Raw genomic sequence first — 14,191 nt, 5'->3', positions numbered from 1 at the left:
AGGCCGCACGGACCGTGGGTGCACGGCGTTTTCCCCCCGAAGGTTGATGACTATGACGACGACGTACTCAGGCCCTGCGAGGCTGACCCTGGCTGACGGCGCGTGCATTTCCGGCATGGCCTCCCTCAGCACCAACCAGCGCGGAGGACTCGACGGATGGGGCGGCACGTTCCGTCCGGACGAGATCACCACAGACCTTCGCGACGCGGTCGAAGGGCTGCAACTGGAACTGCCCTACGATCGGGTGGGGACAGTCGCCGTCACCGGCATGCGCAAGCTGCTCGCCACGCAGCTGTTGATTTCGCTGGCCGGACGGGGTCCGGCACCGTTCTGACAGTGCGACGCACGGCATCAGCCGCGGTGATGCGCCGGCGCTGGTCATCCGTACGGTGACCGACGCTTCCCTCCGGTTGAGGTAACGTCGTCCCGTCGGGACAGTCATTCTGATTCCGGCATCGCTGCTCCGCGGGCGACCGTCGGCAGGTCCGCCTGGAGCCTCATCCGGCGTCCGTCGCAGCCGCCCGCACCCTCGTCGCGCGGGCATGCCGGCTCCAGAGCCTCGCCCGGGCGAACTCGAGCTCGTCGGCCCGCAGGGCGACCTCGAGGAACGAGGCCGGGGCCTGCCGCTGGTGCACAGGGTCTCGACCGCGTGGGGCGTCGTGCCGACGCGTCACGGCAAGGTGGTACGGGCGACGGTGATGTGAGGGGTCACGCCGCGGGGGAGTGACCGTGCTCGGTCAGCGGTATTTCCATCATCAGTTCGACCCGTGTGCCGTGCTTCGATGAGATCAACCGGACTGCTGTGCACACCGAGAAGGCCAGCCAGAGTCCGCGCCCGTCCACGGCTGCGGCAGCCGGCCGCGGCGCGTGGTGGCGATCGACCCGGTCGGGCAGGCCCGGTCCTTCGTCACTGATGAGGCAGGTGACACTGCGGCCGACCAGGCTCAGGCGCACAGTTCCGCGGCCACCACCGTGCTCGATGGCGTTGCCGAGCATCTCGCCGACAGCCAGCGTCAGGTCACACGTACGCTCTCGGGACATGTCGGTCCGGGACAGCCAGCCGGCCACCGCCCGCCGCACCGAGGTGAGGGCGTCAAGGTCAAAACCTGAGTGGTACGAAGCCAGCGGTGCGGGTCGCGTCCTCACTCGTCGTCCGACGCTGTCGCACAGTGCTGATGACGCATGGGACCTCCTCAACGTACCTGACGGTGCGCCACCGGGGTCCAGAGCGGCCGAGCTGTGCGGAACAGGCTCGATACCCGAAGACTACGCCGAGACTTGCACCACCGCCCGGCGTGAAGGCGCGGGTGTAGGTGAGCGTTCGCGGCGATCGTGAGGAGGGCTTACGGTGTCTTCATGGATGCCGCTGGAGACACCGATTGTGCCCGGTGCGGTGGCCCGGTGGTCGTCGCCGATGAGTCGAGCCATCCGTGCGGCGTCTGTGTACAGCATGGCCGGTGTGCAGCTTGCGGTGTGCGGCTGTGGCGGCTGCTGGATGGGTTGCGCGTGCCGGTGACCGGCTCGCGTGGCCGATGGACGGCCGCTGCCGTCGGCATCGGGCATGCGGTCTCCCGTTTGTCCCACCGCGCGGACCGTGCGACGCGTCCCGGCGTCCGCCCGGGTCAACGTGTGGACCGCCGCCGGCCGTGACCGGTGCATCGATCATCTGAGGCAGGCCACGCGTGGGCCGAGGTGGCAATCGCGGTGGCCGCGTCGCGGCACCGTCCGGACGTAGCTGCGTGCGGACCGGCGAGGCCGGCGGTGTGAGCCGGTGCGGTCGCCGTCCTCGGCCTTCCACCGGAAAGTGACAACCCGCGCCGGGAGACGCGCGGCCGCGTCGATTGCGCGTAGGGGTCGGTCATGGATCGGTGGGCCGGTTCACCGGCGAGCCGGCGCCCACCGGGCGTGCTGCCCTGACCTGATCACCGAGCCCGGCACCGCCCAGGAGCTGACCCACAACGCGGGCAACGGTCGCCGCGTTCTTCGCGATCCTGTTCACCGGCCGATACCCCCGGCCGATCTTCGACTTCAACCTGATCCTCGGCCCGAACCGGTGGGCGGTTCATGGCCTCTCGCGCTCACGCCCGTACCGTGCAGGTCAGCGCCGGGCACCTGTCACTGATCACTCAGCCGGGGCCTGTCAGCGACCTCATCATCAGGCGGCACGCGCCACGGACTGACCGCCGGCCGTTCCGCATTCGACCACCCGCCGGGCCGTTGAGGGCCCGGCGGGTGTCCGCCGCATCCGGACTACGGAGCGACCGTGCCGCGTCAGCGCTTGGTGGACAAGATGTTCGAGGAGTGCCCGTTCTGCTCGTCGCGCTTCAGGCGCTTCGCCGTCTGCTTCTCCTTGATCGTCTTGCCCTTCTTCTTGACGTTCGCCTTGGTCGTCGAGTCCTTGGACATGATCGAACCTCCTGGAACAGGTCGGTGAACGTGCAGCGTGGTACCCGCGCTGACCCTACGCTGTTTCCGCTGCTGCCAGCGGTGGCAGTACATCGCCTCGTCAGACCATCGACCGCAGCCCGGGACGACCCGAAGCAGGCGTAGTCTTGGTGCTGTCGCTCCAGACCTCGGCGGCTCCGATCCAACGCCGGCGGACGCGACCCTGGGAAGAGCAGACAATGATCATCTCCAAAGCCCTCGTGCTCAGCATTCTCCGCGAGCGCGGGCAGAACGACCGAGCGAACTTCGTCGACCGCGAGCTACCCGAACGCATCGACTCCGCGCAGCACGGGGGACTGCTGGCCACGCTGCACCTCGATCCGAGCAAGCTGGCGGCCGCAGATCCGGCGTGACGAGGCGGCCCCGGCATCGCCGGGACCGCCACTCGGTGAACGCTAGGCTGCGGCCCAGCGTTGGTTGGCGCCGCTATGACAGTTCCAGACGATGACCGCGGAGCCGTTCGCGGTGCCGGCGCCGTTGACGTCCAGGCACAACCCGTTCTGACCGTTGCTGATCGTGCCGTTGCTGGTGCGGTTCCACTGCTGGTTGGTGCCGCCGTTGCAGTCCCAGATCTGCACCCGGGTGCCGGCTGCGGCGTTCGCGGGCACGTCCAGGCACTTGCCCATCACCCGCAGAGTCTGCCCGTTCTGGGTGAACTGCTGGTTGGGGTTGGTGTGGCAGTCCCAGATCTGCGTCTGTGCACCGTTGGCCGTGCTCGCCCCGCTGACGTCCAGGCACCGGCCGGAACCCTCGTTACGCAGCCGGTTGCCCGTCGGGTTCGGCGGGGCAGTGGTCGGATCCGGCGAGGGACCGGTGCCTTGGAACTGCGCGAAGAACCGCCACACCTCTGCCTTGGTCCAGGTCCGGACGCCGTCCTCACAGCCGGAGCACCCGTCGACCGGACCCGGCCCGTGGCCACTGTCGTAGGCGGCCCACTGCACCGGGTATCCCGCCCGGCAGGCGTAGAGCGTGGTGACGTGCTGCCCGCTGCCCTGTGACGGTTCGCGGGGGCTCTGCGCGGAGCAGCCGTTGTTCCGGACGAACGTGTCACGCAGTGCACGTCCCTGGGAGATGTTGAGGACGTTGTCCGAGATGCCGTGCAGGCCGAAGTACGCGATCGGCTGCGTGCCGCCGCTACAGCCGCTCAGCTGCGCGCCGGAGTAGACCGCGACCGCGCGGAAGACGTTGGCCCGGGCGCACGCGAGGGCATAGCTCATGCCGCCGCCGTAGCTGAACCCGAGGGCGAAGCGCTGCGTCGTGTCGACACAGAGGGCATCGTCGATCCGCCGGATCATGTCGTCGACGAAAGTGACGTCCTGCCCACCGGAGTTGGCCCAGCCGTTGCCGTTGCCCTGCGGCGCGACCAGGATCGCGCTGTTGTTCGACTGCTCCTGCATGCCGTAGTAGGACCAGGTGCTGCCGCTGGTCCCGCCCGAGGCGACGTCGTTCATGGTGCCGCCCCGCCAGTGGAAGGCGAAGATCAACCGGTACTGGTTGTTGCTGTTGTAGTTGGCGGGGACCCGCAGGATGAAGCTGCGATTCTGGCCGCCGCTCTGAATCGTGTGCGTGCCGCTGTTCAATCCGGGGGCCTTGCCGCACCCGGCCGTCGCCGCGAGGGCGACGGTATCGGCGGCCGCGGCCGCCAGCCGGATTCCGGCGGCCCCCGCGCCGGCGAGAACCAGGGTCGCGGCGACGGCTATCGGCGTACGCCATCTGTGCCGATTGTTGCCCTGTCGCATTGCTGCGTCCTTTCCTTTTGATGAGATGGGCTATGCGGCGGTGAATCGCCACTGCTGATTGGTGCCGCTGTGGCAGCTCCATTGCAGAAGGCGTGCGCCGTCCGTCGTGGCCGCGCCGTTGACGTCGATGCACAGTCCGCTGGGGACGCTCTTGACGGTGTACACGCCCGCGGTACCGGTCGCTGTCACGAGGAACTTCTGCTGGTTGCTGTTGTTGCACGTGAACTGCTGCAGGAACGCGCCCTGAGCGGTGGAGCCGCCGATGAGGTCGAGGCACTTGTTGCTGTGTCCCGCCTTGAGGTAGACGGCACCGCCACCGGCGTCGACGGCTTGCCACTTCTGGTTGTTGCCGCCGGTCGCCGCCCACTGGACGATCTGGGCCCCGTCGGCGGTGGACGCGGCGCTGACGTCGATGAGCTTGCTGCTGTGCTGGGCCGTGACGGTCCAGGTGCGGCCGGCCACCCCGCCCGGGTCGGGCGCACCGGTCCCCACGCCGCTGCCGCCGAAGGTGAACGAGTCGACGTCGAACAGGCTGGTGGTGGAGCCTTTGAAGACCATGTACAGGGTGTGGGATCCGGCCAGGGCGGTGGTGGTGACCGCCGCCGTGGACTGGTAGTTGTCCCAGCCGCCCGTGTTGGGCACCGGCGTGGTGGCCAGCAGCGTGCCGGTCGGTGAGCCGGCGCGCAGCTCGATCGATCCGCCGCTGTTCGGTGACGACAGCCGGTAGCTGACGCTGGTGATGCCGGACAGGCTCATCGGGCCGAACGCCACCCAGTCGTTGTTGGAGACGTCGCCGATCCGCTTGCCGCTCTCCGCTGCGGCCTGCTCGACGACCCGTACGCCGGACTGGCTGCTGTAGTACTCCGCCTGCTTGTGTTTGGGCTGCAGGACTGCCTGGGCGTAACCGGTGAGCGGGCTCGCGCCACCGGCACCGCCGTCGTCGGTGTAGCGGGCCCGCAGGACGTAGTACAGGTTGGCGCCGTCGGGGTGCCCGCCGAGCAGGTCCGTGGCGATGGTCCCTGAGCAGCCCGGATAGTCGGTCGTCTCGTGCTGGTGGTCGTCGTGGCCCAAGGCCGGGTTGACCAGGACCTTGGTGCAGTCGACGGGTGCGCCGCCCGGATCGGACACGGTGACCGTGTACGGGACCCGGTCGCCGAAGTTGAGCATCCCGCCGTTGGCCGGCACGGTGATCGTGACCACCGGTGCGGTGTTCCCGACCGTGATCTGCACGTTCGCGAAGGACGCCTTGCCGGTGTTGTCGGTGACCCTCAGCTGAGCGGCGTAGTTGCCGTTGGCGGTGTAGACGTGGGACGGTCCGGCCGCCGTGGAGGTGGTGCCGTCGCCGAAGGTCCACAGGTAGCTGAGGGTGTTGCCGGGATCGGGATCGGTCGTGCCGGCGCTGCTGAACTGCACCGTCAGGGGCGCGTTTCCGCTGGTGGGCGTCCCTGTCGCCTTGGCGATCGGGGACCGCCCGCCCTGGATGTAGTCGATCCGGTAGAGGCCGGAGTCGTTGTTGCCGCCACCGAAGTTCGAGCCCCACTCCAGCACGTACAGCGAGCCGTCCGGGCCGAACTCCAGGTCCATCGGCTTGATGAAGTTGCCCGCGGGCAGGAACGGGTTGGTCCGGGTGACCGCCGAGGCGGAGTCGAAGTGCACTTCCTTGATGTAGTTGCGGGTCCATTCGTAGAAGAAGTGGACACCGTCGTAGTACGGCGGGAACTTCGTCGCCGACGGGTTGGCGGCGTTGTAGCGGTAGACCGGTCCGCCCATCGGGCCCGACCCGCCCGAGCCGAGCTCCGGGAACGTCGGTGAGGTGCCGTAGCCGTACCACATGTTCGGGGCGACGACCGGCTTGAGACTGGTCAGGCCGGTGTTGTTGGGCGAGTTGTTGACCGGTGCCGCGCAGTTGAACTTCGCGCCGACGACGCCGGTGTCCGGGTTGAACGGCGCGTACGGCTGGTTGTTGCCGTGGCAGAACGGCCAGCCGTAGTTGCCCGGCGCCTTGATGACGTTGAGCTCGACGAGCCCCTCGGGGCCGCGGTTGGTGGTGCCGCCACTGCGGTCGGGCCCGTAGTCGGCCAGGTAGACGTGGCCGTTGGCCGGGTCGATCGAGAAGCGGAACGGGTTGCGGAAGCCCATCGCGTAGATCTCGGGCCGGGTCTGTGCCGTGCCCTGCGGATAGAGGTTGCCGGTCGGGACGGTGTATCCGCCACCGGCCGAGGGCCGGATCCGCAGCAGCTTGCCCCGCAGGTCGTTGGTGTTGCCCGCGGTACGCGCGGCGTCGAGGTTGGCCTTGCCCGAGCGCCAGTCCAGCGGCGCCCAGCCCTGCCAGTTGGGGTCGAGGTTGGGCGGCGTGTCGTCACCGGTTCCGATGTAGAGGTTCCCGTCCGGCCCGAACTCGAGGTAGCCACCGGTGTGCCCCGGTTCCGGGAAGGTGCGGTCCCGGTACGCCGGGATGTCGATGATCGTCACCTGGCTGGACAGGTTCAAGGTGTCGCCGGTGAGCGTGAAGCGGGAGACCCGGTTGACGTCTGTCGTACTGGCGGCCGGCGAGTGGTACAGGTACACGTAGCCGTTGCTGGCGAAGTTCGGGTCCAGGGCCAGTCCGGTGAGGCCGTCCTCGCCGCCGGTGTAGACGCTCAGCGTGCCGGCGGTGACGGTGCTGTTGGTGGCCGGCCGGAAGATCTTCACCTGGCCGGCGCGCTGGACGTAGAGCACCCGCCCGTCGGGGGCGACCGCGAGCGCCATCGGGTCGGCGGTGTTGTCGTCGAGCGTGCGCTTCTCGAAGTTGCTCCAGACGGTGCCGCCGCAGTCACCGGGCTCGGTGCCGGCCGCCCACTTGACGCCGCCCAGGACGTGGTTGCGGAAGGCGGTCTCGCTGTACGACGCGATCGCGTGACCCATGCCGGTGGCCCAGACCCGGCCGCCGGCGGTGTTGCGGCACCAGGAGATCGGGTGATCGGGCCCCATCGCCCGCGGGCCCGGGTTGTACGTCCGCTCGTCGGCGGTGACCAGGACGTGGACGTCGCCGCGCGGGTTGCGGTCGAAGTTGTACCACTCCTCGCCGCGGTTCCAGCGGTCCGGCAGGCCGGCCGTCGACGGGTGGTTCTTGTCGGCGACGACGGCGGTGCCCGGCAGCACGCCGGGGGAGTGCTCCGGCATGTGCGCGCCGGCGTTGACCGTCTGGTCCCACCACGGGTATTCGGCCTCGATGCCCATGTCCACGGCGTTGTGGACGGCGACGATGCCCTTGCCGGCGGCCAGGAATCCCTCCACCGCCTGCCGCTGGGCCGACGTGGTCCACACCATGCCGGAGGTCTGGAACATGACGAGCACGTCGAAGGTGGCCAGGTTGGCCGGGGTGAAGGCGGTGGAGTCCTCGGTGTGCACCACTTCGAAGTTGTTGGCGGCAGCCTGTTCGGTGAACATGGCGACGCCCGCGGGGATCGAGTCGTGGCGGTAGCCGGTGGTCTTGGTGAACAGCAGAGCGCGGAACGCTGGGGCCGCTGACGCCGGTGGAACGGCGACCGCGAACGACAACAGCAGACCCGCTATCGCCCCGATGATCAATGTGCTGCGACGCATGCCGTCTCCTGTACTGGCGGGGGAAGGGGCTGACGACCACGGGCACGCGGCGCCGTCCCTCGGACGGTCCGGGCGTTGCCGGGCGTACCGAAGGCGTGCGTGTGCCGGTCAGGTCGTCATGCCGTCCGCCGCGACGGGCTCGGCCAGCATGCGTTCAGCCATTGCTGAAAGTCAATACGACTACAGCTGGACCAATTCCATTACACATTTTTGTGGGCTGATTTTGTCGAAAGGAACATCTACGCTGTCGACCAATTCCACTATTGATCCATTCTGCTGACCAAGCATCGTTGGGGCCGCTGATGTCTGACGCTCTGCCGTCGCCGCTGCTCGCACTGAAGGGCATCGGTAAATCGTTCCTGGGCGTGCGCGTCCTCGACGGGGTGGACCTCGATGTCGTACCGGGCGAGGTGCATGCCGTCGTCGGCGAGAACGGCGCCGGCAAATCCACGCTCATGAAGATCGTGTCCGGCGGGTACGCGCCCGACGAGGGCACGATCGAGCTCGCCGGCGCGCCAAGACGGTTCAGCGGCCCGCGCGACGCCCAGCGGGCCGGGATCGGCATCGTGCACCAGGAGTTCAACCTGCTGCCGGAGCGCACCGTCGCCGAGAACGTGTATCTGGGCCACGAACCCGTGCGCCGCGGGCTCGTCGACCGCCGGGCCATGCGGGAGCGCACCGCCGAGCTGCTGGCCTCGATCCGGGAGAGCTCGCTGCGGCCCGGGTCCCGGGTGGGTCGTCTCGGCGTGGCCCGGCAGCAGATCGTCGAGATCGTCAAGGCGCTCGCCCTCGACGCGCGGCTGCTCATCATGGACGAGCCCACCGCCGCCCTGGCCGACAACGAGGTGGAGCGGCTCTACGCGCTCGTCCGGCGGCTGCAGCAGCGGAGGATCGGCGTGCTGTACGTCTCGCACCGCCTCAAAGAAGTCTTCGACCTGGCCGACCGGATCACCGTGCTCAAGGACGGCGGCCTGGTGACCACCGTGAAGGCCGCGGAGACCGACCCCGACCGGCTGGTACGGCACATGGTCGGCCGCGACCTGTCCAGCTACTACCCCGACCGGGCCGCGCCGGACGAGCCCGGTCCGGTAAGGCTCGCCGTCCGCAACGGGGGCAACCGCAAGCTGCGGGACGTCGATCTGCGGTTGCGGGCCGGTGAGGTGCTCGGCGTCGGTGGCCTGCAGGGCTCGGGGCGCTCGGCGCTGGCTCGCGCTGTGTTCGGCGCCGCGCCGTTCACCACCGGCGAGGTCACGCTCGACGGCCGACCGGTCCGGTTGCGCTCGCCCCGCGCCGCGATGCGCGCCGGCATCGCCTACGTGACCGAGGACCGCAAGGGCGAGGGCATCGTCGCCGGGGCGTCGGTGCTCGACAACGCACTGCTGGCCGGGCGTGCTGTGCTGCCCACCTGGCGGGGCCGCGCCGCCCGTACCGCCCGGGTCCGCGACCTGCTGGCCGCCGTCGACGTGCGGGCCGCCACGGAGGACCAGGAGATCCGCTTCCTGTCCGGCGGCAACCAGCAGAAGGTCGTCCTGGCCCGGTGGCTGGCCCTCGGGCCCGGGATCCTGCTGTTCGACGAGCCGACCCGGGGCATCGATGTGGGCGCCAGGTCGGCGATCCACGACCTCGTCCGCCGCCTGGCCCGCGACGGTGCGGCCGTACTCATGATTTCGTCGGAGCTGCCCGAGCTGCTCGGGATGAGCGACCGGATCATCGTGCTGCGCGACGGCCGGATCGCCGGCGAGCTGCCCGCGGGCGCGACCGAGGAGGACGTCCTCACCCTCGCCCTCGGCGCTGTGCCGGCGGCGGCCTGATGAGCACCGCGCTGACCCTGCCGGCCCGGCGGACCGCGCCCGGCGTCTTCATCGCCCTGGCCCTCACCCTGGCGGTCGGCTGGCTGGTCGTCACCATCGACGGCGGCCAGCTGTTCAGCCAGCCGACGACGGTGAGCCTGTTGCACGTCGCCGCCGGTCTCGGGCTCGTCGCCGTCGGCCAGACCGTGGTCATCATCGGCGGCTCGCTCGACCTGTCCGTGGCGTACGTGGTCAGCCTCAGCACCCTGGTCGCGGCGGAGGCCATGGCCGGCAGCAACGCGGGCCTGCTGCCGGGTATCGCGCTGGCGCTCGGGGTCAGCGCCGCGATCGGGTTGCTCAACGGCGTGCTCGTCACCAAGGCGAGGATCAACGCGTTCATCGCGACCGTGGGCGTCGCGCTGCTGCTGAAGGGCTACCTCGACAACGGCTACGACGGCCCGGCGGGCCGCACCGCGCCGGTTCTCGTGCAGAGCCTCGGATACCAGCGCATCGGCCCGGTGCCCGTGTCGTTCCTGCTCCTGCTGGCCGTCGCCGCCGCGACCTGGGTCGTCCTCACCCGTACGCGCTTCGGTCACCATCTGATCGCCGTCGGCGGTGACCCGCAGGTCGCCCGGCTCTCCGGCGTCCGCAACGACCGGGTGCTGATCACCGCCCACGTGCTGTGCTCGCTCTGCGCCGGTCTGGCCGGCATCTATCTCGCCGGCCGGCTCGGCTCGGGCGCGCCGCGGGTGGGCACCGAGGGACTGTACGACCTGGAGTCGATCGCCGCGGTGGTCCTCGGCGGCACCGCCCTGGCCGGGGGAAGCGGTGGCGTGGCCGGCACCGTCGGTGGTGTGCTGCTGCTGGCCAGCATCGACGCCATCCTCAACCAGCTCGAGGTCGACGCCTTCGTCAAGCAGGTGATCCGCGGCGTGATCATCATCGCGGCCGTCGCCGTCTACGCCCGGCGGGCCCTGCGCAAGGCGGCGTCGTAGCCATGCGGCTGGCTGAACGGAGCCGGCTACGCCTCGGTGGCCTCGTACCCATCCTGGTGCTCCTCGCGGTGTTGCTGGTGCTGCTCGGCATCCGCCAACCCGACTTCCTCTCCCCGCCGTCGCTGATGTCGTTCCTCGGCCGTTCCGCGCCGCTCATCCTGCTCGCCGCGGGTCAGTACTTCGTGATCGTGGCGGGCGAGTTCGACCTGTCCGTCGGCTCTCTGGTCACCGCGCAGGTCGTCGTGGCCGCCCGGCTCATCGACAGCGCTCCGTCGCGTACCTGGCCGGTGATCCTGCTGCTCCTGGCGTTCGGCGCAGCTGTCGGTTTCGTCAACGGCCTCATCACCACACGGCTGCGGGTGTCCTCCTTCATCACAACCCTGGGTATGTACCTGATCCTCGTCGGCGCCGTCTACCTGTGGTCCGACGGCGCCCCGAAGGGCGGGCTCTCCGAGGAGTTCCGCCGGTTCGGCCGGCGCGCGTTCGAGGACGTGTTCCTGGTGGGTCGCTTCCCGTACGCGTTGCTGATCCTGCTGGCCGTGGCCGCGCTGGCCGTGCTGCTGACCCGTTCCGACTTCGGGCGGACCCTGGTCGCGGCCGGCGGCAACCCGCGGACCGCCGAGCTGAGCGGGGTACGGGTCCGGCACGCCAAGACCCTGGCGTTCGTGCTGAGCGGACTGGCCGCCGCGGTCGCCGCGATCCTCATCGGCGGGTACAGCGGTGTCTCCTTCCAGGCCGGCGCCGGTCTGGAGTTCGGCGCCATCACCGCGGTGGTCCTCGGCGGCGTCGCCCTGGGTGGAGGCCGCGGTTCGGTCGTCGGCGCGATGCTCGGTGCGCTGACCCTCGAGACGCTCTTCACGCTGATGAATTTCTACGGCGTCTCCGGCGCCCTCAGATCGACGGTCCAGGGCGCGATCATCCTGCTCGCCGTGGCCGTCTCGGCCATGCGTTCCGTTCCAGCTAAGGGGATCCAGTGAGACGTTCCACAGCCGCCGTGGCGATCGGTGCCGTGCTGGCGCTCGCCGGTTGCGCGACCGACGAGCCCACCGCCGTTGCCTCGGGCGCCGCGTCGCAAGCAGCCGGGCCCGGTACCGGGGCACAGTCGAAGTTCTTCGTTCAGGCCGACTACGACAAGGAGCTCGCCCTGCTCGGCGCCACCCCGACCGGGCCCGCCGGCAAGCCGTGGGAGCAGGTGCTCGACCCGAGCATGGTGGAGACCGCCAAGTTCAAGAAGCCGGGACCGTACAAGATCTGCTTCTCGAACGCGGGCCTGAACAACCCGTGGCGCCAGGTCGGCTTCAAGACCATGCAGGCCGAGGTGGAGACGCACGGGCGCCTCATCGAGCAGTTCGTCCACGTCGACGCCGAGGGCAAGGACCAGAAGCAGATCGCGGACATCAACGACCTGCTGGGCAAGGGGTGCGACGCGCTCATCGTGTCGCCGAACACCACCGCCACCCTGACCCCGGCCGTCGAGGCCGCCTGCGCCAAGGGTTTGCCGGTCATCGTCTTCGACCGCGGCGTCGACTCGACCTGCCCGGTGACCTTCATCAACCCGATCGGCGGCTACGGGTTCGGCCACGTCGCGGCCGACTTCATCAGCAAGCGGATGAAGCCGGGCGGCAAGGTGCTCGCGCTGCGCATTCTGCCCGGCGTCGACGTGCTGGAGACGCGCTGGTCCGCCGCCAAGGTCGCCTTCGACAAGGCCGGCGTCGACGTGATCGGCGTCGAGTTCACCGACGGCGACCCGGCCAAGACCAAGAAGATCGTCAACGACTACATCCAGCGGTACGGCACGATCGACGGGGTCTGGATGGACGCGGGAGCGGTCGCGGTCGCCGCGGTCGAAGCGTTCGTCGACGAGGGCCGGCCGGTGCCGCCGATCAACGGCGAGGACCAGCTCGACTTCCTTGAGACGTGGAAGGACAAGAACCTCACCGCCATCGCGCCCACCTATCCGACCTATCAGTGGCGTACGCCGATCATCGCCGCGTTGCGCGTCCTCAACGGCGAACCGGTGTCCAGCCCGTGGAAGCTGCCGCAGCCGACCATCACCCAGGACAACCTGGGCCGGTACATCGATGCGGACATGCCTCCGCTGCACTACGCCGTGTGCGGCTGCACGGACCTGCCCGGCTACCCGCAGCGCTGGAAGTAGCCGGTTGTACGCCATCGGTGTCAACCCGTGGGTGTGGGCCTCGCCGGTCGACGACGAGGCCCTGGCCGAGCTCGTGCCCCGGATCGCCGCGTTCGGCTTCGACGCGATCGAGCTGCCGCTCGAGCAACCGGGTGACTGGGACCCGGTCCGCACCCGCGACCTGCTGGCGGCGCACCACCTGACCGCGGCCGGCGTCTGCGCGGTGACCCCGCCCGGGCGTGAGCTGGTGGCGGCGCCGGCCGCCGTGGTCACGGCGACCGTGGCGTATCTGAAGACCTGCGTGGACAACGCCGCCGTCCTCGGGGCGCCCTGCGTCGGTGGCCCGGTGTACGCATCGGTGGGGAGGACCTGGCGCATGTCCCCGGCGGACCGGACGGCTTGTTACGCGGACTTCCGCGAGGCCTTGGCGCCGGTCGCCGACTACGCCGGCGAGCGGGGCGTGAGCATCGGCGTGGAGGCGCTCAACCGCTACGAGACCAGCGTCGTCAACACCGTGACGCAGGCGCTCGAACTGATCGACGGGCTGCCCGCGAACGTGGGCCTGATGATCGACACCTATCACATGAACATCGAGGAGTCCGACCCGTACGTGATCCTCGGCGTCGCCGGGCCCCACATCAAGCACGTCCAGGTCAGCGGCACGGATCGCGGAGCACCCGGCAGAGACCACTTCGACTGGTCCCGCTTCTTCAGTGCCCTGCGCGCGACCGGATACCGGGGCGCGGTGTGCATCGAGTCGTTCACCGCGCTGAATGATGCGATCGCCACCGCCGCGTCGATCTGGCGCCCGCTGGCCCTCTCGCCGGACCGGCTGGCCCTGGACGGCCTGATGTACCTGCGATCGGTCGACCGGCGCATGGATCGACAGCCATCACTTGACGTGAACGGAAACTCACATTAACGTTTGCGAAGACATCATACGTCATACGCTCTCGTGGGGCGGTTCCTGGGCGGTCACGCCGACCCGTCTGGTGATTGCTCCGCGAGAGCCAACTTGCCCGCCGGCACCGGGCCCCGACTCAAGCAGGCGCGACGCGGACCACCGCGACGGTCTGGGCGAGGTCCCGATCGCCGCAGGCGGCGGGCCGGGTGGCCAGGTTGCCCCGTACGGTCACCTTCTCGCCCGGGCTCAGTGCCGCAGCCTTCGGCCCGGTCAGTGCCCACCGGCGCCGGCCGACCACCAGCATGGTGCAGTCACCCGAGCGCTCGACCACGCCCGTGAGCGTCCGGGTGCCCCAGGGCAGCGGGCCCGGCACGTCACCGGAGGGCGCCGGGGGAGCCGCCGGTGTCCCGGGCCGCGACCGCGGCGGTGTGCTCCGCGGCGCAGCGCCGGTGGACTCCGGAGCAGCAGGTTCGGACGACGGAGCCATGTGGGGAGTGGCCGGCGCAGACGAGGAACCGGCACTCGGCTGCGCACCAGGCAGGTCGTCCGAGGGCCCGGCCGAACTGCAGGCTGCGGTCTGCCACAGCAGACCGATC

13 protein-coding genes are annotated in these 14,191 nt (G+C 69.7%); 7 read left to right on the top strand and 6 right to left on the bottom strand.

All coding sequences use genetic code 11. The annotated features are described in order from the left end of the window. Nucleotides 1-52 precede the first annotated feature (52 nt). Nucleotides 53-334 (top strand): hypothetical protein, encoded by a 282-nt coding sequence (locus ACZ6S4_RS00880; protein WP_360823499.1) that lies wholly within the window; start codon nucleotides 53-55, stop codon nucleotides 332-334. Nucleotides 335-497: 163 nt separating this feature from the next. On the opposite strand, the gene ACZ6S4_RS00875 is transcribed toward ACZ6S4_RS00880, so the two are convergent. The 3 genes from ACZ6S4_RS00875 to ACZ6S4_RS00865 form a co-directional block, all read right to left on the bottom strand. Continuing rightward, on the bottom strand, nucleotides 498-635 hold the full coding sequence (locus tag ACZ6S4_RS00875; protein ID WP_465472870.1) for a hypothetical protein: 138 nt from the start codon (nucleotides 633-635) through the stop codon (nucleotides 498-500). Nucleotides 636-708: 73 nt separating this feature from the next. Next, complete coding sequence (locus tag ACZ6S4_RS00870) at nucleotides 709-1,146, bottom strand: ATP-binding protein (protein WP_465472869.1); 438 nt, start codon at nucleotides 1,144-1,146, stop codon at nucleotides 709-711. A gap of 1,125 nt (nucleotides 1,147-2,271) precedes the next feature. Then, nucleotides 2,272-2,406 (bottom strand): hypothetical protein, encoded by a 135-nt coding sequence (locus tag ACZ6S4_RS00865; RefSeq protein WP_465472868.1) that lies wholly within the window; start codon nucleotides 2,404-2,406, stop codon nucleotides 2,272-2,274. Nucleotides 2,407-2,624: 218 nt separating this feature from the next. Here ACZ6S4_RS00865 and ACZ6S4_RS00860 point away from each other — a divergent pair, with 218 nt between their 5' ends. Further along, nucleotides 2,625-2,798: a hypothetical protein gene (locus ACZ6S4_RS00860; RefSeq protein WP_433728255.1), complete on the top strand. Its 174-nt coding sequence runs from the start codon at nucleotides 2,625-2,627 to the stop codon at nucleotides 2,796-2,798. A gap of 42 nt (nucleotides 2,799-2,840) precedes the next feature. On the opposite strand, the gene ACZ6S4_RS00855 is transcribed toward ACZ6S4_RS00860, so the two are convergent. Together ACZ6S4_RS00855 and ACZ6S4_RS00850 are read right to left on the bottom strand one after the other, a co-directional pair. Continuing rightward, nucleotides 2,841-4,184, bottom strand: coding sequence for a ricin-type beta-trefoil lectin domain protein (locus tag ACZ6S4_RS00855; RefSeq protein ID WP_465472867.1), 1,344 nt, complete (start codon nucleotides 4,182-4,184; stop codon nucleotides 2,841-2,843). Between the two features lie 30 nt (nucleotides 4,185-4,214). Next, nucleotides 4,215-7,769 (bottom strand): ThuA domain-containing protein, encoded by a 3,555-nt coding sequence (locus ACZ6S4_RS00850; RefSeq protein WP_465472866.1) that lies wholly within the window; start codon nucleotides 7,767-7,769, stop codon nucleotides 4,215-4,217. Nucleotides 7,770-8,071: 302 nt separating this feature from the next. Here ACZ6S4_RS00850 and ACZ6S4_RS00845 point away from each other — a divergent pair, with 302 nt between their 5' ends. Genes ACZ6S4_RS00845 through ACZ6S4_RS00825 form a run of 5 tightly spaced genes read left to right on the top strand, consistent with a single transcriptional unit; the run spans nucleotide 8,072 to nucleotide 13,613 of the window. Further along, nucleotides 8,072-9,580: a sugar ABC transporter ATP-binding protein gene (locus ACZ6S4_RS00845; protein WP_465472865.1), complete on the top strand. Its 1,509-nt coding sequence runs from the start codon at nucleotides 8,072-8,074 to the stop codon at nucleotides 9,578-9,580. Further along, nucleotides 9,580-10,554 carry an ABC transporter permease gene (locus ACZ6S4_RS00840; protein ID WP_465472864.1) on the top strand — a complete coding sequence of 325 codons (975 nt, stop codon included), beginning with the start codon at nucleotides 9,580-9,582 and terminating at the stop codon, nucleotides 10,552-10,554. The genes ACZ6S4_RS00845 and ACZ6S4_RS00840 overlap by 1 nt, the downstream gene beginning before the upstream one ends. Before the next feature lie 2 nt (nucleotides 10,555-10,556). Continuing rightward, on the top strand, nucleotides 10,557-11,531 hold the full coding sequence (locus ACZ6S4_RS00835) for an ABC transporter permease (protein WP_465472863.1): 975 nt from the start codon (nucleotides 10,557-10,559) through the stop codon (nucleotides 11,529-11,531). Next, entirely contained in the window at nucleotides 11,528-12,712 is a 1,185-nt protein-coding gene (locus tag ACZ6S4_RS00830; protein WP_465472862.1) for a substrate-binding domain-containing protein, read from the top strand. The genes ACZ6S4_RS00835 and ACZ6S4_RS00830 overlap by 4 nt, the downstream gene beginning before the upstream one ends. Nucleotides 12,713-12,716: 4 nt before the next feature. Beyond that, nucleotides 12,717-13,613 (top strand): sugar phosphate isomerase/epimerase family protein, encoded by an 897-nt coding sequence (locus tag ACZ6S4_RS00825; RefSeq protein ID WP_465472861.1) that lies wholly within the window; start codon nucleotides 12,717-12,719, stop codon nucleotides 13,611-13,613. 118 nt (nucleotides 13,614-13,731) lie between these two features. On the opposite strand, the gene ACZ6S4_RS00820 is transcribed toward ACZ6S4_RS00825, so the two are convergent. After that, the gene (locus ACZ6S4_RS00820) at nucleotides 13,732-13,926 is read right to left on the bottom strand and encodes a hypothetical protein (protein ID WP_465472860.1); all 195 of its coding nucleotides are present in this window, start codon (nucleotides 13,924-13,926) and stop codon (nucleotides 13,732-13,734) included. Nucleotides 13,927-14,191 lie beyond the last annotated feature (265 nt).

It is taken from the genome of Actinoplanes sp. NPDC051405 (genome assembly GCF_055586185.1).
This window is presented reverse-complemented; position numbering and strand designations above follow the sequence as displayed.